The 23,660-nt window shown below is 73.8% G+C and carries 14 protein-coding genes; 3 read left to right on the top strand and 11 right to left on the bottom strand.

Annotation, left to right across the window (positions count from 1 at the left end):
• Window positions 1–38: 38 nt before the first annotated feature.
• Complete coding sequence (locus ABZ860_RS07745; RefSeq protein WP_357216557.1) at window positions 39–932, bottom strand: CDP-alcohol phosphatidyltransferase family protein; 894 nt, start codon at window positions 930–932, stop codon at window positions 39–41.
• 155 nt (window positions 933–1,087) lie between these two features.
• Here ABZ860_RS07745 and ABZ860_RS07740 point away from each other — a divergent pair, with 155 nt between their 5' ends.
• Entirely contained in the window at window positions 1,088–2,668 is a 1,581-nt protein-coding gene (locus ABZ860_RS07740) for a stealth family protein (RefSeq protein WP_357216554.1), read from the top strand.
• Here the strand turns inward: ABZ860_RS07740 and ABZ860_RS07735 are convergent.
• The 5 genes from ABZ860_RS07735 to ABZ860_RS07715 all read right to left on the bottom strand — a co-directional run bounded on the left by ABZ860_RS07735 (window position 2,635) and on the right by ABZ860_RS07715 (window position 14,507).
• Window positions 2,635–4,311: a glycosyltransferase family 39 protein gene (locus tag ABZ860_RS07735; RefSeq protein WP_357216550.1), complete on the bottom strand. Its 1,677-nt coding sequence runs from the start codon at window positions 4,309–4,311 to the stop codon at window positions 2,635–2,637. The genes ABZ860_RS07740 and ABZ860_RS07735 overlap by 34 nt on opposite strands.
• Window positions 4,308–7,268: a bifunctional glycosyltransferase family 2 protein/CDP-glycerol:glycerophosphate glycerophosphotransferase gene (locus tag ABZ860_RS07730; RefSeq protein ID WP_357216547.1), complete on the bottom strand. Its 2,961-nt coding sequence runs from the start codon at window positions 7,266–7,268 to the stop codon at window positions 4,308–4,310. Before ABZ860_RS07730 ends, ABZ860_RS07735 begins: the two co-directional genes overlap by 4 nt.
• A 94-nt stretch (window positions 7,269–7,362) precedes the next feature.
• Complete coding sequence (locus ABZ860_RS07725) at window positions 7,363–10,785, bottom strand: glycosyltransferase (protein ID WP_357216544.1); 3,423 nt, start codon at window positions 10,783–10,785, stop codon at window positions 7,363–7,365.
• Window positions 10,786–10,980: 195 nt separating this feature from the next.
• Window positions 10,981–12,612: a glycosyltransferase gene (locus tag ABZ860_RS07720; RefSeq protein WP_357216541.1), complete on the bottom strand. Its 1,632-nt coding sequence runs from the start codon at window positions 12,610–12,612 to the stop codon at window positions 10,981–10,983.
• Entirely contained in the window at window positions 12,609–14,507 is a 1,899-nt protein-coding gene (locus ABZ860_RS07715) for a glycosyl transferase family 2 (RefSeq protein WP_357216538.1), read from the bottom strand. Before ABZ860_RS07715 ends, ABZ860_RS07720 begins: the two co-directional genes overlap by 4 nt.
• 219 nt (window positions 14,508–14,726) lie before the next feature.
• Between ABZ860_RS07715 and ABZ860_RS07710 the strand changes: the two genes are divergently transcribed.
• Window positions 14,727–15,464: a polysaccharide deacetylase family protein gene (locus tag ABZ860_RS07710; RefSeq protein WP_357216535.1), complete on the top strand. Its 738-nt coding sequence runs from the start codon at window positions 14,727–14,729 to the stop codon at window positions 15,462–15,464.
• Here the strand turns inward: ABZ860_RS07710 and ABZ860_RS07705 are convergent.
• The 4 genes from ABZ860_RS07705 to ABZ860_RS07690 form a co-directional block, all read right to left on the bottom strand.
• Window positions 15,403–16,623 carry an acyltransferase gene (locus ABZ860_RS07705; protein ID WP_357216532.1) on the bottom strand — a complete coding sequence of 407 codons (1,221 nt, stop codon included), beginning with the start codon at window positions 16,621–16,623 and terminating at the stop codon, window positions 15,403–15,405. The two genes, ABZ860_RS07710 and ABZ860_RS07705, sit on opposite strands and share 62 nt — an antisense overlap.
• A gap of 62 nt (window positions 16,624–16,685) precedes the next feature.
• On the bottom strand, window positions 16,686–18,233 hold the full coding sequence (gene guaA / locus ABZ860_RS07700; protein WP_357216530.1) for a glutamine-hydrolyzing GMP synthase: 1,548 nt from the start codon (window positions 18,231–18,233) through the stop codon (window positions 16,686–16,688).
• 101 nt (window positions 18,234–18,334) lie between these two features.
• Entirely contained in the window at window positions 18,335–19,192 is an 858-nt protein-coding gene (locus tag ABZ860_RS07695; RefSeq protein WP_357216527.1) for an SAM-dependent methyltransferase, read from the bottom strand.
• 39 nt (window positions 19,193–19,231) lie between these two features.
• Window positions 19,232–19,897, bottom strand: a complete 666-nt coding sequence (locus ABZ860_RS07690; protein WP_357216524.1) for a TetR/AcrR family transcriptional regulator — start codon at window positions 19,895–19,897, stop codon at window positions 19,232–19,234.
• 101 nt (window positions 19,898–19,998) lie between these two features.
• Between ABZ860_RS07690 and ABZ860_RS07685 the strand changes: the two genes are divergently transcribed.
• The gene (locus ABZ860_RS07685; protein WP_357216522.1) at window positions 19,999–21,996 is read left to right on the top strand and encodes an AAA family ATPase; all 1,998 of its coding nucleotides are present in this window, start codon (window positions 19,999–20,001) and stop codon (window positions 21,994–21,996) included.
• On the opposite strand, the gene ABZ860_RS07680 is transcribed toward ABZ860_RS07685, so the two are convergent.
• Window positions 21,932–23,659, bottom strand: coding sequence for a GMC family oxidoreductase (locus tag ABZ860_RS07680; protein WP_357216519.1), 1,728 nt, complete (start codon window positions 23,657–23,659; stop codon window positions 21,932–21,934). The two genes, ABZ860_RS07685 and ABZ860_RS07680, sit on opposite strands and share 65 nt — an antisense overlap.
• Window position 23,660: the final 1 nt, after the last annotated feature.

Raw genomic sequence — 23,660 nt, 5'->3', positions numbered from 1 at the left:
GCGCCGTACGAACGTGCGGATCCGGCCGAGACGGCCGGTCAGACAAGGATCTTCTGTTTCTCGGCGGCACTGCGGGGCACCTGGCGCGCCGCCAGCCAGACGCGGTAGACGAGGCTCATCTCGAACGCCAGCAGCAGCGAGCCGGCCACGACCGAGACCGGCACCAGGGCCTTGGGACCGAACAGCGGGCCCACGACGAAGACCGCGGCGTGGAACTCGATGCCGCTCACCACGTGGGTGCGCACCCGGTGCCGCACCAGGAAGACGCGGAATCGGTCATACCAGGGGAAGCGGGCGTGGAACGCCTTCTGCAGGTCGACCACCGCGGCACCGTCGTCGGCGGCGGCGACCTGGCCGAACTCCGCGGCGGCCTGCCCCAGCTCGGTCCGCGGCCTGGCGCGCAGGACGCTCTCGGCGAGGACGAACTGGCCGTCCATGCGCGCCTCGAGCAGCGCGCGGGTGGCGTCCTTGACCCGCTTGAGCTGCGGGCCGTTGATGTAGCGGAACAGGTCGAGCACGACGACCCCGACGGCGGCGAGCACCACGTCCGTGTCGCCCGTGCGGGTGTACTCCCCGAATCCCCACCCGAAGGCGCAGCAGACCACCCGCACCCGGTCGCCGACGTAGTCGAGCCACAGGCCGAAGGGCGTCCCCGTGCCCTTGAGCCTCGCGATCTTCCCGTCCATGCAGTCGACCGTGAAACTCAGATAGAACAGCGCCGCACCGGCGACGAGCATGCCCTCCGCGAAGGCGGCCGCCGAGGCGAAGCCGATCAGCATGGACAGTCTGGTCAGCCCGTTCGGCGTGATCGAGGTGTGATTGGCCACGAGCAGCGCGAGCCGGCAGGCGAGCGGATCGACCATGAAGACGGTCCACCACGAGTCTCTCGGCTTGCGCGTCGCGAGTATGTCGTCCAGCGTGAAGCCCCCCATGCAGGCAAGAATGACTACAAGCGGTAGCCGTTGGCCTGCTCTTCTGTAACAGGCAGGGCATCTCATTGCCGGTTCTTGACCCTCTCCCCCATCTACGTAAACCATCCGCCAATCCGGTCGCCGATCGGTTACAGTCCGTGTTCGAGGGGGAGACCATGCCCGTTGTCACGTTGTACCGGCGGCTGCAGGGGCGGCTGCCGTCGTGGGAGCCCGCGCCGCGGGCCGCGCTCATCCGCGCGGACGCGGGTCCGCTCCAGGCCCAGCGCGAGACGCTGGACGTGGTGTGCGCCCTGCTGGCCGAGGCGAACGTGCCGTACTTCTGCGTGCGCCCGCTGCCCAACCGGCCGCCGGTCGTCGCCGTGCCCGAGGACGACCGCACACGCGCGCTCGCCGCGCTCGCGGCCGGCAGTCATCCGCTGTTCGCGGCGCGGCAGCCGTACGGCAGGCAGGGGGCGCGGGCGCGCCCGGCGGACGCGGGCCGGATGCGCCCGGTGCGGCGGGCGGCGGCGCTGCTCGGCGACGCCAAGGTCGTGCGACTGGCCATGTATTTCGCCAGCCCCTCGCGCACGCTGACGCTCGGCCCGGAGAACGGGTGCGACCTGGAGTTCTGGGCCCGGGAGGGCGACGAACTGGTCGCCCCGAGGCCGAATCCCGCCTGCGACCGCGTCCCCGCCGACGGTCCCGCCGTGGACGGCGGCGAGGAGCTGTTCACGCCGCTGGCGTGCGCCGCCCGCCGGGCCCGCGCCTACCGCACCCGGCCCGAGTTCGTCCGGCGGCTGCTTGACGACATCGACTTCCCGATCGACGCCGTCTACACCTGGGTGGACGGCGCCGACCCGTCCTGGCGGGCGCGCCGCGAGCAGGCCGAGCGCGACGAGGCCCTGCGCACCGGCGCCCCGCCGAGCGAGATGGCGACCACGGAGGCACGGTTCACCAGCAGGGACGAGCTGCGTTACTCGCTGCGCTCCCTGCTGATGTACGCACCCTGGATCAACCGGATCTGGATCGTCACCGACGGCCAGACGCCGCCGTGGCTCGACACCACCCACCCGATGGTCGCCGTGGTCGACCACAAGGAGATCTTCACCGACCCGTCGGTGCTGCCGGTCTTCAACTCCCACGCCATCGAGACGCAGCTGCACCACATCGACGGGCTCAGCGAGCACTTCCTGTATTTCAACGACGACTTCTTCCTGGGCCGGCCGCTGCCTCCCCGGACGTTCTTCGAGGGCAACGGGATCACCCGCTTCTTCCCCAGCACCGTCCACGTGCCCTTCGGCCTGCCGGAGACCGAGGAGTCCCCGGTCCACGCCGCGGGCATGAACAACCGCCGCATCCTGGAGAACCTGACCGGCCGCACGATCACGCAGAAGCTCAAGCACGTGCCGTACGCGCTGCGCCGGTCGCTGATGTACGAGCTGGAGGGGCGTTTCGCGGCGGAGTTCGCGGCGACCGCCCGCAGCAGGTTCCGCACGTCGCGGGACATCTCGGTGGTGTCCTCGCTGGCGCACTACTACGGCTACCTGAGCGGGCGGGCGGTCCCCGGCACGGTCGACTACACCTATGTGGACCTGTCGCTGCCGAAGACGCCGGCCAAGCTGCGCCGCATGCTCGCCAGGCGCAGGCACGACGTGTTCTGCCTCAACGACACCGCCCCCACGACCATCGATCAGGACGCGCTGCTGGCGCGGTTCCTCGAGGCCTACTTCCCCACCCCGGCGCCGTTCGAGCGGTGATCCTGCCGCAGGTCGTACCTGTCCACGAACAGGCCGCGGAAGGTCCAGCGGCCGGCCGGGGCGAACGAACGGGCGACCAGGGCGCGTCTGCGGGCGGGCATCGCGTTCTTGCCCGTGTGGCCGACGACCCAGAGCGTGCGCAGCCCTTCGAGCCGGGCGGCGAGCACCCGGGTGCTCACCTCACGGCCAGGGAAGCTGCCGTCTTTCTCGGGTGAGCGGGCCAGCGCCACGTCGCGGAGCCTGCCGAAGACCGACGGGTAGACCGCTTCGTATTTCCTGACCTTGGCGGGGACGAACAGCACCCCGTCGCCCGGCTTCGCCTCGGCCGCGAGCAGCGCCATGACCGGCCGTGGATCGTCCTGCCTGCCGTCCGGCCCCCGGGTGGCGAGCTGCCCGGGAACCGACAGGCCGAGCCAGGCGGCCAGCACGGCGGCGGCGAGGCCGGGGGGCAGCGCGGCCAGGCCCGCCCCGGCGAGCAGCGCCGCCGCGGGGACGCAGCAGAAGACATAGCGAAACACGTACACGGGATGGGCCGTCCAGGAGGCCGCGAGCAGCACCAGCGCGGGCACGAGCAGCCACGGCAGCGTCAGCCGCGCGAGCGCGGCGGGCGTCTCGGCATGCTCTTCGGCGGGCGTCTCGCCGGGCGTCTCGGCGGGCTTTTCTGCGGACTCTTCTGCGGACTCTTCTGCGCGACGGGCCGCGCGAGCCCGGTGGACGCCCACGACCACGCCATATGCCAGGCCGAAGAGCGCGAGCGCCCAGGTCAGCGGAGCGACTCCGGGGCCCGTCGCCCCTCCGAGGTCGCCGAACAGCTGGACGGCCAGCCTGCCGACATCGGTCACGTCCGGCCGGGGGATCCAGCCCACCTGCGCGCTCTGCCGGGAGCCGAGCCAGGCCAGCGGCGCCACGGCGGCCAGCGCCGGCGTCGCCGCGCACGCCCACCGGAGCAGCGGTCCCCTCGACAGGATCGCGGCGACGCCGTGCGCCCCCACCACCAGGAAGGCGAACAGGTTGAAGTAGGCCAGCACGGTCAGCCCCATCGCGTACGCCGCCAGGACCCCCGACGTGGGCGACCGCATCACGCGCAGGAACAGCAGGGTCACGCCGACGGCCGCCGCCGCCGTCATCGGGTACGGCCGAGCCTCCTGGACATACCTGGAGAAGATTGGCATGAGGGCCAGCAGCACGCCGCCGTACAGGCCCGCCCGGGGGGCGCCGAGCGCGCGGCCGATCGCACCGGTGCCGGCCGCGGCGAGCGCGCCCGCGACGACGGACGGGATCCGCAGCGCCACCTCGGCGGTGCCGGACAGCCCTGCGATGACGTGCATCAGCGCGTAGTACAGACCGTGCACCGCGTCGACCGACTGCAGCAGATGCGCCAACTGGGGAAGGGTACGGCCGACCGCGCTGACGGTGGCCGCCTCGTCCCGCCACGGCGGCGGCCCGCCGAGCTCCCACAACCCGGCGGCCAGCGCGAGGACGGCCGGCACGACGGTTACGACAGCGGGCCGGTCCAGTCGGGCCGCCCGCTCGGGCGCCTCCGCCGGGCACGCCGCGGAGGCCGCGGGCGCGACGCGGTGCGACGGCGCTTCGGCCGCACGGCGGGGCGGACGACCGGCGGCCTGCCGGGACGCGCCGCTCATGGCCGCATGCGCGCGACCACGCGCGCCGAGGCGTGCCCGTCGTCCCAGGGGCAGTATCTGCGGGCGAACCGCTCGTAGCGCGCCGCGAACTGCCCGAGGTCGCCGTACCGCAGCACGTCGAGCACGTCGTCGCCGGTCCTGAGGACGGGCCCGGGAGCCTCCGCCTCGAAGTCGAAATAGAAGCCGCGCACCTCGTCGCGATAGCGCTCCAGGTCGTGCGCGAAGAACACCATGGGCCTGCCGGTGCACGCGAAGTCGAACATCGCCGACGAGTAGTCGGTGACCAGCACGTCCGCGGCGGCCAGGAGATCCGCCATGTCCGGGAATCCGGAGACGTCGCGGATGCGGTCGCCGTGCGGGATCGCCAAGTCCCGCGCCACCAGGTAGTGCGCCCGCACGAGCAGCACGTCGTCGTCGCCGAGGGCCCCGGCCGCCCGGGCCGGGTCCAGCGCGAGCCGTCCGGTGGTGTCGTCGTCCCGCCACGTCGGCGCGTACAGGACGACCCGCCGGTCGCCGGGCAGGCCCAGCCGCCGCCGGGCCGCGCGGGCGCGTCCGGGATCGAACAGCACGTCGTTGCGCGGGTAGCCCGACTCCAGGATCTCCCCCTCGTAGCCGAACGCGCCGCGCAGCGCGGAGGTGGCGAACGGGCTCGGCGACAGCAGCAGGTCCCAGGTCGCCACCTGCCGCGCCAGTTCGTCGCGCGGCACCCGCTGCGCGTACGGCATGCCTTCCAGGTCGAGCCCCAGGCGCTTCAGCGGCGTGCCGTGCCAGGTCTGCACGACCGTCTGCCCGCGCGGCTTGCGATACCACCCCGGCTGCGTGCGCCGGTTGGCCACGACGAAGCGGCTGGTATGCAACGCCTGCTCGTGCTCGCGCGAGCCGTACAGGACCAGGCGCACGCCCGGCGGCACGGCGAACTGCCCGTCCCTGGTGACCCAGACGATCTCCACATCGGGGTGGCGGCGCGCCAGCTCCTCCGAGACGGCCCGGGGATTGCACGAGTACTGCCCCCCGCCGTAACTGTCGAACACCGCCGCGTTCCGCAGGGTCACCCTGCGGGGAGCCGCCGCCCGCCGCCTGCGCGTCGCGTACGGCCCGCGCTCGTGCGGGCCGAGCGCCGGGCGCACCGCGAGGCTCAGGTCGCCGTCGCGCGAGGTGCGGACGGAGATCTCATGGAACCCGGTGACCCGCGGCCTCGGGAGGTCGGCGATCAGGGCCGCACTCAGGCGCACCCGCGTGTTCCCGCCCGCCGGTGACGAGGCGAGCACCTGCCAGGTCCCGCTGCGCAGCGGAAGTCCCTCGGCCGTCCTGCCGACGGTGACCGTCCACGTCTCCTCGTCCTGGCGGACCGGCCAGGAGTGCCGCTCCGCGCCGCGCTCCAGGACGATCCGGCCGGCCGGGCACCGGCCCGTCCCCTCCAGGACCAGCTCGCCGGACTCCGTCCACCGGACGGCGCCTATTTCGCCATCGGGATCGGGACGCGGGCCGCCGGCGGCGCGGGGGCCGAGCGTCAGCCCGTGGTCGCGGGTGAGGGAGACACGGACGTTCCCGGCGTCGAAGACGCGCTCGCCCGGGGCCCCGGCCGCCCGGCCCGCCCGGGTCACGCCCCGCGCCCGGACGCGCGCGTGCAACGCCCACCGGCCGGAGGGCAGCGCGTCGAGGGCGATCACGGTCTCGAAGCCGGAGTCGTCGTGGCAGGCGACCGACTGCCGGGAGTCGGCGGTCACGTCGGGCCTGCGGGTGCGCCGCACCGGCAGGGAGATCCGCTCCTCCCCGCGCTGCAGCCACAGCTCGATCCCGCTGCGCCCGCTGTCCAGGTGGGCGATGTACGCGTGACCGGTCAGGGCGAGCCTGTCGTCCGCGTGGCGTACGTCGTCCACACAGGCGACGAGCCGCAGGTCGCGGGTGGCGTCGAACAGCGAGCGCGAAAGCCGGGGGTCGCGGCGGAAGGGGTAGTCGAGATACCAGCGGCGGGACCGCAGCCCCCGCCGGAGCACGCCCCGGTGCCTGATCTCCGAGGCGGCGAACGTCCGCAGCTCCGCCAGCTCGCCGGTCATGCCGTGCGCGGCGAAGTGGATCTGGAGCCGTCTGAGGACCGGCAGCCGTTCCACCGCGCCGGGGTCCAGGCGGCCCAGGCGGCCGAGGACCTCGGCGAGCCGGTCGGGAACCCGGTCGCGTACGGCCTCCAGGACGGCTTCGAGATCGGGACCCTCCGCCAGGCGCAGGTCGTAGGCCGTGCGCAGCTGCGGCGCGTGCCGTCCGAGCAGGTCCGACACCTGCAGCATCGCCTCCAGGCGGCGCAGCGGGTCGGCCGGCGGCCGCGACCCGCGCGTGAGGCAGACCACGTCGCCGAGCACGTCGGCCGAGGTGGACAGCACGTGCGCGGGAATCGTCACCGGGAAGTCCTCGCCGAGGCCCGCGGGGAAGGCGAACCCGTGCCGGTTCCAGAACTCCCGGCGGAACACCGTGCCGCCCGCCCGCGGGTCGTCCAGCAGCTTCGGATGCCGGGTGATGTGGGTGCGCAGCCGCGCCCTGCCCTTCTGGTCTCTTTTCGCATCCGGGGCACCGGCGGGAGAGGAGGACGTGTGTCCCGGCGCGTACGGCGTCCAGGTGCGGATCCGGCCGCAGGCGAGGTCGGAGCCGGTGTGGTCGAGGGCGCCGACCAGCGCGCGGTAGGCGTCCGCGGGGACGACCGAGCCGGGGTCGGCGAAGGCGAGATAGCGCCCGGTGGCGAACGCCGCCCCCGCATTGCGCGCGGTGCCGGGGTCGTCGCCGCCGTCGCCGAGCGTGATGAGCGTGAACCTGTGGTCGGGCGGGCGAAGACCCCGTGGCCGGCCGACGAGGATCACCTCCATGTCGTCCAGGGTCTGGTCGCGCAAGGATTCGAGGCACTCCTCGGCGTGTTCCTCCCCGCCGTGCAGGGGGACGACCACCGAGAGCCTGGCAGACTCCGTCACGCCGTCAGGATGCCGACGCACGGCCGCGCGCCACCGGTCCATCCCCATTGCCTTACGCTCGCTTGGGCAGCTCTTGACCCGCCTTCCGGCGCGGTCAGCCGAACAGGGCGTCCACCACCCGGCGGGCGGCCTGCCCGTCGGCCATCGGGCGATACCTCGCCAGGAACGCGGCGTACGCGTCCCTGTGCTTGTCCGCGACCTCGTCGAGGTGCGCGAGCGCGTCGAACACCTCGTCCTCTCCCCCGGCGCCACCCCCGGCGATACCGTGCAGCACCGGCCCCGGCGCCTCGGGCAGGAGCCACAGGTCCCGCGGCCGACCGGCGTGCAGCAGCACCGGGCGTCCCGTCACGGCGAAGTCGAACACCGCCGCCACATCCCCGGCGAGCAGGACGTCGGCGGCGAGGTACAGCTCGTGCGGGTCCGGATGGCCGCTGACGTCCCACAGGCGGACGCCGTCCGTCCCGGCTCCCGCGGGGTGGCGGACCAGCAGAACGTGGTCACCGGTCAGCCCCGCCGCCAGGCGCCCGGCGTCGAGCGTGTCGTGCTCCCCCGCGACGTACAGCAGGACGTGGGCGCGCTCCGGCAGGCCGAGGCGGCGCCGCACCTCGGCGGCGCGCTCCCCCGCGCCGGGCCCGATCAGCAGGTCGTCGCAGGGCAGGCCGGTCTCCAGCGCCGCCGCCTCGAAGGCGAAGGCCCGCCGCAGCAGCGGGGTCCACCACGGCCCCGCGGAGACGAGATGGGTCCACTGACCCGCTCCGCACCCGCCGGCGGCGTCCTTCGGCGTGTACACGGGCTGCTGCCAGGTCTGCACGACCACCTGGCCGGGCCTGCGCTCGAACCACGGCGGCAGCGGCGCGTCGGTGACGACGTAGCGGCACCGGGCGAGGGCCTCGTAGTGCTCCCGTCCCAGGGTGCGCACCGGTTCGACGTCGCCGGGCAGGGCGACCTGGCCGTCCCGCACGTTCCACAGCAGCGGCAGGTCGGTCCCCCGGCGGCGCAGTTCCTCGCAGACCGCCCTCGGGCTGCCGCCGAAGCGGGTGCCCGCGCCGCCGTCGAACAGGACGGCGTCCCGCAGCGGCCTGTCCCTCATCTGGGGATAGGTCCTCGTGCGCAGCACCCGCTGGGCCTTCTTGCCGCGCTCGTCGGCGGTCAGGTCGCCGCTGACGGTCAGCACGGCCCGGCCCGGACCCGACGTGACGATCCCGAACGTACGGCGGGCCGTCTGGTGCGCCGCCGGCACGTCCGTGTCGAACTCCAGCGGCAGGTCCGTCCACTCTCCCCCGGCGGCGCGTGCCCGGATCGCCAGGGCGTACCGGCCGCGCGGCAGCGGCAGCCGCCCGGCCGGCGAGCCGACCTGCTCGGGCGTCAGCCGCGCCCGGAAGCGGGTTCCCGCTCCCTCGATCGGCAACAGCCACTCCCGGCGCCGGTGGGTGCTGCGGGCGACGGGGGTGACGGGGTCGAGGGCGGCCACCACCAGCGCCGACATCTCGTGCGGCACCGCGAGACCGCCCTCGATCAGCAGCTCGCCGCCTCCCCCTCGGCGCGCGGGCAGCCACTCGGCGAGGTCGGCGTACGCCGCGACGGGCTGGTCCCGCAGAACCAGGCCGCCGGTGCGGTCGCGGGTCACGACGATCTCCCGGCCGGCCAGGCCGTACCGGCCGGTGGGCACGTCCTCGGCGAGGGTCACGGGCGTCACGCTGCCGTCGGCGGCCCGCACCTCGACCTCCCACCACGTCTCGGGCACGGCGACCTCCGCCGGCACGGCGATCCGCGGGGTCCTGGACCCGGGCAGCAGGTCATGCAGGTCGACGACGGCCTCGAACGTACGCCGGTCGACGTTCACGGGACAGGTGCGGGGGACGCCTCCGGGGCGCCGGGTGACCTGGAGCACCGGGCTCGGGCCGAGGTCGTTGACGACGTGGCCCACCAGGCGCAGACGGCCGTCCCGCATCTCTCGCGTGACGACCCGGGCGGTCTCCCGCTCGGCCCGCAGCACGAGGACGCCGGTCTCCCCGAGCAGCGGGGCGACGTAGTGATCGGGGCCCACAGCGCGATATCCCGTCTGCTCGACGATCGAGGCGTCGGCGCGCGGGTCGGTCAGCCGTCCGCGCCGCAGGACGCCCCGGTGGAGCACCCGCAGCTCGACGTGCCACCGCCCGAGCCGGCCCGGCCTGATTAGCGCCGCGGGGTCGATGGCGAGCCGGAAGCCGCCCCAGTCGCGCTCCTTCGACTTCGTGGACACCCGGGCCCTGGTGACCGAGGCCGGCACCCGGACACGCCGCCCGGTCCGCTCGTGGACGAGGGCGGCGAAGACCTGCTGGTGGACCCGCCGGGTGGGGCGCAGGAACGGCGGGGCCGCGCGTCCCTCCACCACGAGCACGCCGTCCTCCCAGCGGACCGCGTCGATGCGGTGACGCGGGACGAGTTCGTCCCTGGCCCTGGTCACGGCGGCCGGGATCGCCCGGCCGGCGGAGCGGGCGAGGGGCACGTTCAGGTGGTGGCCGCCCATCCTGCGGACGAGCCGCCGGTCGGGTTTCACCTCCTGGTCCCAGGCCAGGACCTCCAGCAGGTCGGCCATGCGGCGCAGGCGCACCAGATGCCACTGCAGGCGCCGCAGTGCGGGCAGCCCGTCGAGCACGGGGGGCGCCACGTCCTCCAGGTACAGGCCGGCGAGGTCGAGGAAGCGCTCCCGGAACGCCGGGGAGGCCTGGTCGAGCACGTCGAGGAAGTTCGTGAGGTCGCCGTCGAGCACGGCGTGATCCCAGGCGTGGATGTGCGCGGTGAGGTTGTGGCGGCTGAGGAAACGGCGGACCTCGGTGACGGCGGCGAACCGGTCCTGCAGATGCGCGGCCTGTGTCTTGTCCTGCGTGATCGAGCGGCCGCCGTCCTCGCGCCGCCGCCACAGGTAGACCGGTGTGGGCAGCACGTCCACGGCCCTCGCCAGGAAGTGGGCGCGCAGGGCCACCGCGATGTCCTCGTACAGCACGCCTTCGGGGAAGGCGAACCCGTGGGCGTCCCAGAACGAGCGGCGCCACAGTTTGTTGGTGACCAGGCGGTCGCGCAGGAGCGCGTGCGTCCGGGTGATGTGGGTGGCCGCGGCGGCGTCGGCGAAGACGGCCCGATGCAGGGCCGACTGGCGGGCGCCGCGCCCGTCGAGACGCAGCACGTTGCCGGTGGCGAGGTCCGATCCCGACCGTTCCAGGGACGCCAGGAGGCATTCGAGGGCGTGCGCCGGCAGCAGGTCGTCGCTGTCGAGGAACATCAGGTGCTCCCCGGTGGCGTGCCGCACGCCCGTGTTGCGCGCCGCACCGAGCCCCGCGTTGGCCTGGCGGACCAGCCGGAACCTGCCGTCGCGCGCCGCGAAGCCGGCGGCGATGTCGGCGCTGCCGTCGGGAGAGCCGTCGTCGACCATGACGACCTCGATGTCCTGCCAGGTCTGCGCGGCGACCGAGGCCAGGCAGCCGGCGAGGTACGGTTCCACGTCGTAGATCGGGATGATCACACTGAGGCGGGGCACGGGCGGTCCTTCGGGTCGGCGAAGCGGCGGACGGAGACACGAGCGATCCGGAGGGGCGCGCCGCCGGTCTGGACTGAGGAGCGAGCGGGGAGCGAGGAACGAGCGACTCCGAGCGACGAGGGCTGTGTCCCCGCGCGCCTGCGGCACGACCGGCGGATGCGAGCGCCCCGATGGTGAGCGGGAAACACGCGCGGCTCAGGTCGGGCGCACGAGCGCGCGCAGGCGCCTGCGGAGCAGCCGGGCGGTGCGGCGCAGCGGCCGGGCACCCGAGCGGCCCTGGTGGCGGGGACGGCGAAGCGCCCTCGCGGCCCCGGCTTCGCCGGGAGCGCCCGCCTCTCCGGAAGCGCCCGTCCAGACGCGGCCGGGCACCGGCGGGGCGGTGCTCACGGCGAGCGCGGCGGGCAGGAACCCCCATTTGTCGCCCGCGTCCCACACCGTGCCGTACATCTCGTGGACGAGGTCGCCGAGGTCGTCCTCCGGTCCGGCGCAGTGGCGGGCGCGGCTCATCGCGGCGGTCCGCTCCAGCCGGGCGTGCACGACGCGGCCGTCCTCGCGTTCGTCCAGCGCGAGCGAGACGATCCCGAGCCGCTGCCGGTCGGCGTGCTTGACCACCGATCCGATGGTGCCGCGCGCCGGCACCCAGCCGGGCGGGCAGTGGAAGCGGAACGGCACGGGGAAGCAGTCGTCCGGCACGGCCTCGCGGAACCGCACGCGCGGCTCGCCCTGGTAGCAGGCGAGAACCAGGCGCAGGTCGAGCGCGGGGTCGCCGAGCGGGTCGCGCCGCCCGCCGCCGAGCCGTCCCCAGGGCCCGACGACCGTCACCCGCACGTCGGGCAGCCGCCCGCCGAGCACGGCGTCGACGGTCGCCCTGACCTCCTCGAACGACGCGTCCCCCACCTCGACCACGACCTCGACGTACGGCACGAGGTAGGTGCGGTGGGGGTGCCTGCGCAGCCAGCGGAAGCTCGGGACGCGCTCGGCGAGGTGGGGCCAGTTGTGCCGCTTCACGTCGGGCTCGCGGCGCATGACGGTGGACCGGCCGAGGTGCCAGCACCGGCTGCGGCGGTCGGGCACGAACACGGCTCCCGCCTGGGCCAGCCGGTAGCCGAGCTCGGTGTCCTCGCCGAGGACCAGCGAGGCGTCCAGCCCTCCGGCGGCGCGCAGCAGGCGGGCGGGCAGCGACGCGGTGGCCCCGACCATCACGGAGAACGCGCTGAAACCGGCCGCCCGCAGGTCGTCGGTCTGGTCCCAGCGCCGCTCGGTCCACTGCGGCGTGGCGTCCTCCTCGGCGAAGAGCTTGGGCACCGCACCCGCCTCGACGGCCGCGAGCACCTCGCTCGCCGGGACCTCGTCGAGGCCGGGCACGAACCGCAGGTGCCCGAGCACGACCAGGTAGTCGGCCAGGTGGTGCCAGCGCATCTGGGCCTCCACGTGCTCGGGGAACAGCACGAGGTCGGCGTCCAGGTAGAGGATCACCTCGCCCTCGGCCGCCTCGGCTCCCGCCGCGCAGGCGCTCGCCCTCCCCCACGCCCCGTCGCGCGGGCGGACCACCCGCAGCCGCTCGGGCAGCGGCCCGGATGATGACACTGCCGGCGACCCGGCCGGCGGCTCCATGGGCCGCTCGCCGTCGTCCACCACCACGACCTCCATGAGGTGGGCCGGGTAGGTCTGCCGGGCCAGGCTGGCCAGCGTCAGCGGCAGCGTGCGCTCCGCGCGGTACGCCGGGATCACCACGCTCACCGTGAGCGTGGGGGTCCACTCCCCCGGCGCGGGCGGCTCTCCGAGCACCCCGTAGTCGTTGAGCGGGATGCGCGCAGCCCCCGTCACGTCCTCACCTCCGCCCGCCATCGGGCACCGTCCTCCATCAGTTCGTTGAAGACCAGCCCGCGCCACTGCTCCTGGTAGGACGCGAGGAACGACTGCACGGGCTGGCGCCAGGTGTGGCCGTACGCGCTGCGGCGGCGCAGCACGTAGCCGAGGCCGTGGGTGCGGTAGATCCGGCCGCCGACGGCCTCCACCGCCTGCAGCAACTGGCCGTCCACCGTCCTCGCAAGGGGCCGGAAGCCGCCGGCCGCCTCGAACGCCGCCCGGGTGACCAGCATCGTGCCCCCGGCCACCAGCGGCGCGAACCGTTCGGTGCCGATGCACCTCCTGATCGTCACGTCGAGCGACTCCAGGTAGACGAACTCCGCGGCCGAGCCGACGAGGTCGGCGCCGCTGTAGCGGCGGGCGAGGAGGAGGTCGGCGAGGTGGTCGGGCCCATACCAGTCGTCGTCGTCCACCTTGGCGAGGTACGACCCGGAGGCGACGGCCGCCATCCGGTTCAGGACCTCGCCGAACGGCGTCGCGGCGGGGGCCTCGATCACGGTGACCGGCAGCCGCGTGCGGGGCGTCGCCGCCTCCCGTGCGGTGAAGCCGTGCAGCCCCACGATCAGCTCGGTGGTCACGCCGCGCTGGCGCTCCATCTGCTCGACCGCGAACGGCACCATCTCCGGGCGGCGCGTGCACAGCAGGATCGAGACCCGCGGCTCCGGCGGCCCCGGCAGGCCGACGGCCAGGGCCAGACGCCGCCAGCGGGTGGCGGCGCCGTGCTCGCGCAGCGCGGCCCTGCGCAGCCGGATGCTCAGCTCCTCGCGGCGCAGGTCGGAGGCGAGCGCCTCCCCGGTCACGGCAGCGACCGCGGCGGCGAGGGCGGGGCCCAGCGCCCGGTCGCGGGCGGGATCGGGCGCGGCGACCACCGGGATCCCGGCGGCCGAGAGAGCGGCCACGACCCGGGCGACTTCACTCGCCCGCCCGTCGAACGCCGGCACCTCGATGCCCCGCACGTCCCGCAGGCGGGCGACGTCCACGTCCGTCACCCGCCCGCAGGCCGGAAGCCGCATGAGCCTGTTCCCGCCGAGGGTGACGACGAATCCGTCCCGGTGCGCGGCGAGCGCCGCCATCGCCTGCGCGGGATGCTGCCGGAATCCGATGGGGTTGACCACGGCCTCGTCCAGCGGCGGCAGACCCGCGACCACAGGCCCGGCGACCACAGCACCGGCGACCACAGGGCCGGCGACCACAGGGCCGTCCGCCTCCGCCCGTCGCAGCGGCAGGTCGCAGCCCGGGGCGTCGCGGCGCTCCGGCACCGGCCCGCCGGGCGGCGACACCGTCACGTTGGGGTCGCCGGGCCGCCAGTCGGCCGTGCCGCCGCCCTCCAGTCCCGCGACGGGAGTGGCCGCCTCACATCCGCCGAACAGGCCGTTCGCGACGTGGGCCACGACGTCGCCGGCCGGAACCGGCTCGGTGAAGGCGGCGTCCAGGTGCCAGCCGCGGCCCCGGCGGGCGACCCGCATCTCGGTCAGGTGCCGCCAGCAGGCGCCCGGCGCGGCGACCGGCAGCGGCTGTGCCGCCCAGGGCGGCACGTCGGCGACGGCGAGGCGCACCCGCGTCGCCGTCGGCAGCAGGCCGCGCAGCGGCACCGCCCTGCGCAGGTCGGCCGGGGACCGCGCCGCGAGCACGACGCATCCGATCGCGCCGGCTCCGTCCGGCGCCGCGTCTCGTGTGGCGTCCCGGCCCGGGTCCGCGTCGCCTGCCGGAACGGCCGGGATGTCGGGGACGGGAACGTCCTCCAGCGGGGTCCAGGGACCGGCGAAGCCCTCGACGAGGCGGCCGAGCAGCGTGGGACAGGACTCGAACCCGATCCACGTCCCCCACGCCGACCGGGTGGCGGTTCGCGTCACCCGCCCTCCTCACGCTGCCCGGTTCCTCTTCCGACCGGCCCAGCATCGCGAACCCCGCTCGCGCGGAGGCAGCCTTAGTCCCTTCCTTGGCCGAAGGTTTAATCGCTCCCGTCCCAGGTGGACGAAGGTTTCCGGTCGATACGAAACCGGACTGAAGAGGAGGAAGTGACCCGGAGCACGTTACGATGCCGCGTTATAGATCCCCCCGAGGAGTACCCCATGGCTGTACGTCGTCTCATCCCTCTGGCCGTCGCGTGCGCCCTCACCGCGGCCGCCGCCACCCCTGCGCAGGCTCGCGGGACCGATGAACCGTACTGCGCGACCCACAAATGCATCGCCCTGACCTTCGACGACGGTCCCGGGCCGTACCTGCAGACCCTGCTGAAGACCCTCGCCACCTACAAGGCGAAGGCGACGTTCTTCGTCATCGGGACGGAGGTGAAGAAGCACCCGAAGCTCACTCAGCAGATCGCCAAGTCGGGCCACGAGATCGGCAACCACTCGTGGGATGCCAGCTACCTGACCGAGCTGACGTACGCCCAGATCAACAAGAAGATCGGCGACACCCAGCGGCTGATCCAGAAGACGACGGGCAAGGCGCCGAAGCTCTTCCGCGCGCCCGGCGGGCTGCGCAACGGCGGCGTGGAGGAGATCACCGCCAAGTTCGGGCTCATCCAGGTGCCCGGCACGTCCGCCACGAAGGACTACATCAAGGACTACCGGCACGTGGACCTTCTCACCAACCGGGCCCTGGACGTGGCCGGAGAGGGTGAGGTCGTGCTGATGCACGAGACCGTCAAGGAGACCGTGCAGTCGATGCCCGAGGTGCTCCAGACGCTGACCGCGGAGGGCTACAGCTTCGTAACGGTGTCCACCCTGCTGGAGGGCCAGGAGCTCACCCCGGGACAGGTATATCCCGACCGGTCGGGGATGGAGCCGACGACCGACGTCCACTGATCCTGCGTCCCAGCGCCTGGGCCGGCGCCTCCACGAAGCGGTAGGTCAGCCAGCTCAGCGTGAACAGCGCCACGAGGTAGCCGAGCGCGACGGCCGCCTGGCCGGTGGGCGTGAGCGACCGCAGGTCGCCGGAGAGCGCGTTCAGATACTTGAGCAGCGGGTGGTGCACCAGGTAGACCGAGTAGCTGATCAGGCCGAGCCAGGTCAGCACGCCGGGCACGCGCCGCCCGCGCAGCGCCATGCCGAGCGCGAACGTCCCGGCGGCGAGGACGATCGTGGTGATCCACACGTCGGGCTGCACCCACCACCAGCCCGCCTGGATCGACCACACCGGCGCGGCGGCCACCAGGGCCGCCGCGGCCACGACCGGGCCGAGCCCGCCCGTGCCCCGCTCCCAGCGGTACAGGGCCGTGCCGGTGAACATCACCGCGAGGATGGCCGCCCCGAACCACGGCACGAAGCTGCCGAACACGAGCAGCACCAGCGCCATCAGGCCCAGCGCGTACGCCGCGACCGTGCGGAACCGGCCGGTGATCAGGCAGGCCAGCCCCGCGAGGAACAGCACGCAGGCGGCGACGGCGGGCCACGGCCCCGGCAGCAGCGGCGCCGACAGCACCAGCCCGGCGGCGACCGCCACGACGCCGAAGGCGATCGCCAGCGTCCCGCTGCGCCGGTGCGCCCCGCCCACGAACAGCGCGGTCACCAGCAGGTAGAACACCATCTCGTACGACAGCGTCCACATCGGGTCGGCCAGGGCGCCGGTGTGGACGACGTCGAGCAGCATGCTCACGTGCGCGGCCACGGCCGACGGGTGCCGGGGAACCTCCTGGCGCACCGGAACCCAGAACGCCATGACGAGCACGACGGCGATCACCAGCAGGTAGAGCGGGTACAGCCGGAACACCCGGCTCACCCAGAACGCTCCGACGTCGCCCCTGTTCTCCAGGGACGCGGGGATGATGTACCCGCTGACCAGGAAGAAGACCAGCACGCCGTACATGCCGAGGCTGAACCAGTAGGGGCGCAGCGACGGCATGAGCCAGGGCAACGCGTGCTCGGCGACCACCGCCATCGCGCCGATTCCCCGCAGAGCGTCGAGCCAGGCGAGCCTGGCGGCCTTGGCGCTTGACGAAGCGGTGACGGGCTGAGTGGCAATCACCGCGCTACCCTATCCAGCGCGGCCGGGATCATTCCGATTGATCCCGGCTCATCGATCCCGGATCACTCCCACTCGATGGTGCCCGGCGGCTTGCTCGTCACGTCGAGGACCACCCGGTTGACCTCGCGGACCTCGTTGGTGATGCGGGTGGAGATGCGCGACAGCACGTCGTACGGCACCCGCGCCCAGTCGGCGGTCATGGCGTCCTCGGAGGTCACCGGCCGCAGGACGACCGGGTGGCCGTAGGTGCGGCCGTCGCCCTGCACGCCGACCGAGCGGACGTCGGCGAGCAGCACGACCGGGCACTGCCAGATGTCGCGGTCGAGACCGGCGCGGGTGAGCTCCTCTCGGGCGATGGCGTCGGCCTCGCGCAGCAGGTCGAGGCGCTCGCGGGTGACCTCGCCGATGATCCGGATGCCGAGGCCGGGCCCGGGGAACGGCTGGCGCCAGACCATCGCCGCGGGCAGGCCCAGCTCCTCGCCGGCCCGCCGCACCTCGTCCTTGAACAGGGTGCGCAGCGGCTCGACCAGTTCGAATTTGAGGTCCTCGGGCAGCCCGCCCACGTTGTGGTGCGACTTGATGTTCGCGGTGCCGGTGCCGCCGCCGGACTCGACCACGTCGGGGTAGAGGGTGCCCTGCACGAGGAAGTCCACCGGCCCGTCGGCGAGGATCGCGCGCTGCTCGTCCTCGAAGACCCGGATGAACTCGCGTCCGATGATCTTGCGCTTCTCCTCCGGGTCGGTGACGCCCGACAGCGCCTTGAGGAAGCGCTCCGAGGCGTCCACGACGCGCAGCTTGACGCCGGTCACCTCGACGAAGTCGCGCTCGACCTGCTCGGCCTCGCCCTTGCGCAGCAGTCCGTGGTCGACGAAGACGCAGGTCAGCCGGTCGCCGATGGCCCGCTGGACAATCGCGGCGGCGACGGCGGAGTCGACGCCGCCCGACAGCGCGCAGATCGCCCGGCCGTCGCCCACCTGGGCGCGCACGGCCTCCACGGCGTCCTCGACGATGTTGAGCATGGTCCACGACGGGCGGCAGCCGGCCGCCTCCAGGAAGTGCTTGAGCACCTGCTGCCCGTGCTCGGAGTGGAGCACCTCGGGGTGGAACTGCACGCCGTAGAGGCCGCGCGAGGGGTCCTCCATCGCGGCGACCGGCGTGGCGTCGGTGGCCGCGGTGACGGCGAAGCCGGCGGGGGCGCCGACCACGGAGTCGCCGTGCGACATCCAGACGGTCTGCGCGGCGGGCAGGCCGGCGAACAGCAGACCCTCCTGGAGGACCTTGAGCGCGGTCCCGCCGAACTCGGCGGAGTCGGTCCTGGCGACCTCGCCCCCGAGCGCCCGGGCCATGGCCTGGAAGCCGTAGCAGATGCCGAAGGTCGGCACGCCGGTCTCGAACAGGCCGTCGGGCACCGGCGGGGCGCCCTCGGCGTACACCGACGAGGGGCCGCCGGACAGGATGATCGCCTTGGGCTTCCTGGCCAGCATCTCCGACACCGGCATCGACGACGGGACGATCTCGGAGTAGACGTGGCACTCACGCACCCGTCGCGCGATCAGCTGCGCGTACTGCGCGCCGAAGTCCACGACGAGGACCGTGTCGAACTCAGACACTGGAAAGGACCCCCATGAAGGCAGCGAGGCGGTAACGCCAGTCTATCGGCGCGGTGACGCTGTCCGCCCGGGCGAGGACGGCGGTCGTGACTGCGAACCCGTCAGGCCCTCCGGCGGGCGTGGGTGATCACCGAGATCCCGCTGACGGCCAGGGCGTCCGCACGCTCCCGGAGGGCGGGGCCGGCGGCCTCGCCCTCCGGCGCCTGCTCGACCACCTCGAAGCCGTGCTCCTCCAGCAGGTCCGCCGCCTCTCGCGGGCCGAGGAACGTCAGCCAGGGCTCGCCGCCCTCCGCCACCAGCGGCATCAGGGTCTCGGCGTACGCCGTGGCACGCGGGCCGCGCAGGGACTCGGGCAGCAGGTGGTCCATGACGATCTCGCTGCCGGGGGCGAGGCGGCCGAGCCCGGCGAGCGTACGCGCGACGGCCTCGCGGGTGAGGTAGACGGTCACGCCGAGCCAGCTCGCGAACGCCGGGCGGGCGAGGTCGAACCCGTGCGCCACGAGCCGGTCGACGGGGCACTGCCCGGCTTCCATGTCCGCGGGGACGTACGTGAGGCGGGGCGGCGCCGCAATGCCCGCGCGCGCCATCGCCTCCCGTTTCCAGCGCTGGGTGCCCGGGTGGTCCACCTCGAAGACCTCCACGGGACCGGGGGCCGACCTGCAGGCGTAGGTGTCGAGCCCCGCGCCGAGGATCACGTACTGGCGGACGCCCCGCCGTACGGCGCCGGCCAGGCGGTCCTCGGTGTAGCGGCCTCGGGTGACGACGGCCGCGCGCAGCCCGGCGAGGACGGGGTGACCGGCCGCCTCGCGGTGCGGGCGCACGTAGTCCTCGGCGCACTCGCCCAGCAGGGCGTACGCCAACGGGTCGCGGAAGACGACCGGCTCCCCGTCGACGATCAGGTGGGCGGCGCGCGCCGCCGCCGCGTGGAGCGCGGTCCTGCTGGGACCCTCGGTCTGCACTCGTCGAGCGTAGACCGCCTCAGCGATCTTGACGATGGGTCACAGACCGTGCGCCCGCGCGCCGTGCCGTAGCAGTTCGAAGGCGGTGCCGGCGGCGGCGACGGCCTCGCCGTACACCTCGCCGGCCGTCCGGCCGGACGCCAGCGCCGCATAGTTGTCCCTGGCCAGGATCTGCCGGACGGCGACGTACTGCGCGGCCACCAGGCGCGAGGTCAGGCGCGGTCCGGGACCGGACGTGCTTCCGGGAGCGCGGGGAGCGGCGTCCATCGCCTCGCTCAACGCCTGCGCCAGCGCCTCCGTCTCCGCCGCGGCGTACTCGGCCACGCGGGACGCCAGGCTGGGGGTGTCGAACACGAGACGGTGGTAGGCCATCACCGCCGGGTGGTCGCACAGCCCGGTGGTCGGCTCGCGGGCGTCGAGTCCGGTCATGAAGGCGTCGTGCAGCGCGTCGAGCGGGGTCCGCCCGGCCGGGCGGGCGCGCACCACGGCCGCGGCCTCTCCCCTGTGGTCGGCGATCCGGTGCAGGACCAGATCCTCCTTGGAGGGGAAATACCGGAACAGCGTGGGCTTGGAGACCTCCGCCGCGGCCGCGATCTCGGCCACGCCCACCCGGTCGAAGCCGTGTTCCAGGAACATCGCGATCGCGACCTCGGAAATGGCCTGGCGGGTCCGCTCCTTCTTCCGCGTCCGCAGCCCCTCGACCATGCCCACAGGCTAGCAGCATCGCCACAAAATTTAACCCAGTTGCATTTTTAACCGAGTTGCTGTTCCATGCCCCTACGGAATCCGGGGGAAGGAGACGGCGGATGACCCCGCTGGAGGAGGAGCAGGCGTACGTCGAACGCTGCAAGGAGGGTCTGCGCCGGATGCTGGACGGCGCCCGGCACAACGTGGTGATCGGAGAGACCGTGGCGGGTGACCGCTACAGCGCCGAGCGGCTGGGCCGCCACCTGAAAAGCCTCGCGAAGGAGCTGAACGAGGACGACGGAGGGCCCCCGTTCTTCGGACGCCTCGACTTCGGCCCGGACGCGGGCGAGCACGCCGGGCGGCGCTACCACATCGGCCGCCGCCACGTCTCCGCCGACGGCGGCGGCTCGCCCCTGGTGATCGACTGGAGGGCGCCGGTCTCGCGGACGTTCTATAAGGCCTCGGCCCGTGACCCGCAGGGCGTGGCCGTACGGCGGCGCTTCGGCTGGGCCGGCGGCGAGCTGACCGGCTTCGAGGACGAGCACCTCGATCGCGGGCCGGATCGCGCGGTGGATCTCGGCGGCGCGGGCCGCATCCTGACGGCCGAGATCGAACGCCCCCGGGTCGGGCCGATGCGCGACATCGTCGCCACCATCCAGCCGGAGCAGGACGACCTGGTCCGCGCCGACCTGGAGGAGTCCCTGTGCGTGCAGGGCGGGCCGGGCACCGGCAAGACCGCGGTCGGCCTGCACCGCGCCGCCTATCTGCTCTACGCCCACCGCAAGCGGCTGTCGCGCGGCGGCGTGCTCGTGCTCGGCCCGAACCCGGCCTTCCTCGGTTACATCTCCGCGGTGCTGCCGGCCCTGGGCGAGGTCGACGTCGAGCAGACCACGCTCGACGCGCTCCTCGCCCGGGTCCCGGTCAAGGGGACCGACGGCACGGACGCGGCGGTCGTCAAGCACGACGTGCGCATGGCCGAGGTGCTGCGCAGGGCGCTCTACGGGCGGGTCCGCGAGCCCGCAGAGCCGCTCGCGGTGGCCGACGATTCCTTCCGCTGGCGGGTCTCGCGGGACGAGCTGCGCCGCGTGGTCGAGGAGACCCGGCGCGAGGCGATGTCGTACGGCGTGGGCCGCGAGCGCGTCATCGCCCGCGTGGCGTCGCTCGTGCGGAGCCGGGCGGAGGCCCGCGGCCGGACGATCGACACGGCGTGGACGCGCCGGACCGCCCGAACCGTCACCGCCGCCGTGGACGCCTGCTGGCCGGCCGTACGCCCCGAGGAGGTGCTGTTCGAGCTGCTCAGTGACTGCTCGCAGGCCGCCGAGGGCGTGCTCACGGCGGCCGAGCGGGCGGCGATCATCTGGGCGAGACCGCCGCGCACCCACCGGAGCGCCTCCTGGACGGCCGCCGACCTGATCCTGCTCGACGAGCTCGCGGGCCTGATCGAGCGTCCGCGGGGATACGGCCACGTGATCGTCGACGAGGCGCAGGACCTGTCGCCGATGCAGTGCAGGGCCGTCGCCCGGCGCAGCGAGCACGGCTCGCTCACCGTGCTCGGCGACCTGGCGCAGGGCACGACCCCGTGGGCCGCCCGCGACTGGGACGAGCAGATGGCCCACCTGGGCAAGCCGGAGGCCAAGGTCATGGCGCTCACCACCGGTTTCCGCACGCCCGCCGCCGTCGTCGAGCTCGCCAACCGCCTGCTGGCCGAGCTCCCGGTCGACGTGCCGCCCTCCCGGTCCTTCCGGAGGGACGGGCGGTTGCGCGTGCTGCGCGGGGGCGACCCGGCGGTCGTGGCGGCGGTGGTCGAGGCGCTCGGCCACGAGGGCTCGATCGGCGTCATCGCCGCCGACGCGTCGGCCGCCCGCCTGCGCGCGGCGCTCACGAACGCCGGCCTGACCGTCGCCGGCGGCCTCACGCCCGACCCGTCCGTGCGGATCTCCGTGGTGCCCGCCACCCTGTGCAAGGGCCTGGAGTACGACCACGTCGTGCTGGCCGAGCCCGCCGAGATCGTCGCGGCCGAGCAGCGCGGGCTGGGCAGGCTCTACGTGGCGCTCACCCGCGCGGTGTCCCGTCTCGACGTGGTGCACCGCCGTCCGCTGCCGTCCCCCCTGACGTGACGCCCACGATCGGCAGGCGCAGCGCGCCCGGCGCCGACGCGGGGACCACCGGCCGCACGGGCGCGACCGGCCCGAGCCGCACGTACGCCGCGCCGAGGGCGGGGCGCGGGTCCGGCTCGCCCTTGTTCGGCCACAGCGCCATCGCGCGCTCGGCCTGCGCCGTGATCGTGAGCGAGGGGTTGACGCCGAGGTTGGCCGACACGGCCGAGCCGTCCACGATGTGCAGGCCCTCGTAGCCGTAGACCCGATGGTAGGGGTCGATGACCCCGGTCTCGGGCGAGTCGCCGATCGCGCAGCCGCCGAGGAAGTGCGCGGTCGCCGGGATGTCGAACAGGTCGAGCCAGGAGCCGCCGGGAAGGCCGCCGATCTCCTCTGCCGCCAGGCGGACGGCCTCGTGCCCGGCGGGGATCCAGGTGGGGTTGGGCTCGCCGTGGCCGGGGCCCGCCCGCAGCTTCCCGCTCTTCAGCGAGAGCGTGATCGAGTTGTCCTTGGCCTGCATGACCAGGGCGATGACCGTGCGCTCCGACCACCTGCGGTGGTTGAACAGCCGGGGCAGCAGGTGCGGCCGCCGCACGGCCGCGCCGAGGAACTTGAGCCAGCGCGGCGCCCGCCCGCCGCCGTCCACGAGCAGCGTGCGCAGCAGCCCCATGGCGTTGGAGCCGTCGCCGTACCGGACCGGCTCGATGTGCGTCTCGGCGTCCGGATGGATCGACGAGGTGATCGCCACGCCCCGGTTGAGTTTGGTTCCCTTGGTGGTGAGGCGTTCGAAGCCGAGCAGGGCCTCGGAGTTCGTCCGGGTCAGCGCGCCGAGCCGGGGCGAGATCCGCGGGAGCGTGGTCGCCCTGAGCCGGTGGAGCAGGTGCTGCGTGCCGTACGTTCCGGCGGCGAAGACCACCTGGCCGGCGGTCAGCGTGCGGGTGGGGCCGAACGGGCCCGTACGCCTCACCGTGATCTCGTAGCCGCCCTCGATCGGCCGCACGCCCGTCACGGTGGTCTCCGGGTGGACCTTCGCCCCGGCCTTCTCGGCCAGGTAGAGGTAGTTCTTGATCAGCATGTTCTTGGCGCCGTGGCGGCAGCCGGTCATGCACTCGCCGCATTCGGTGCAGCCGCGCCGGCGCGGCCCCACGCCGCCGAAGTAGGGGTCGTCGACCTCGACGCCGGGCTCGCCGAAGAACACCCCGACAGGGGCGAGACGGAAGGTGTGGCCGACGCCCATCCGCTCGGCGACCTTCTTCATCACCTCGTCGGCGGCGGTGACGGTGGGGTTGCCCACCACGCCCAGCATCCGCCTGGCCTGGTCGTAGTAGGGCGCGAGCTCGGCCTTCCAGTCGGTGATGTGCGCCCACTGGGGATCGCGGAAGAACGGGTCGAGCGGCTCGTAGAGGGTGTTGGCGTAGACGAGCGAGCCGCCGCCCACCCCCGCGCCGGCCAGCACCATCACGCCGTTGGAGCCGCGCAGGACGTGGATGCGCTGGATGCCCTTCAGGCCGAGCGCGGGCGCGAACAGGAAGTCCCTGGCCCGCCAGGAGGTCTTCGGCAGGGTCTTTTCGTCGAACCGCCGGCCGGCCTCCAGAACGCAGACCGAATAGCCCTTCTCGGTGAGCCGCAGCGCGGTCACGCTCCCGCCGAACCCCGACCCGATCACCGCGACGTCGTAGTCCAAC

The organism is Microbispora sp. NPDC046973 (assembly GCF_040644495.1).
In the GTDB taxonomy this organism is placed as follows: Bacteria; Actinomycetota; Actinomycetes; order Streptosporangiales; family Streptosporangiaceae; genus Microbispora.
This window is presented reverse-complemented; position numbering and strand designations above follow the sequence as displayed.

Coding starts and splice junctions, on each gene's coding strand:
- ABZ860_RS07745 (WP_357216557.1), bottom strand. CDS start 932: ATGGGGGGCTTCACGCTGGACGACATACTCGCGACGCGCAAGCCGAGA.
- ABZ860_RS07740 (WP_357216554.1), top strand. CDS start 1,088: ATGCCCGTTGTCACGTTGTACCGGCGGCTGCAGGGGCGGCTGCCGTCG.
- ABZ860_RS07735 (WP_357216550.1), bottom strand. CDS start 4,311: ATGAGCGGCGCGTCCCGGCAGGCCGCCGGTCGTCCGCCCCGCCGTGCG.
- ABZ860_RS07710 (WP_357216535.1), top strand. CDS start 14,727: ATGGCTGTACGTCGTCTCATCCCTCTGGCCGTCGCGTGCGCCCTCACC.
- ABZ860_RS07690 (WP_357216524.1), bottom strand. CDS start 19,897: ATGGTCGAGGGGCTGCGGACGCGGAAGAAGGAGCGGACCCGCCAGGCC.
- ABZ860_RS07685 (WP_357216522.1), top strand. CDS start 19,999: ATGACCCCGCTGGAGGAGGAGCAGGCGTACGTCGAACGCTGCAAGGAG.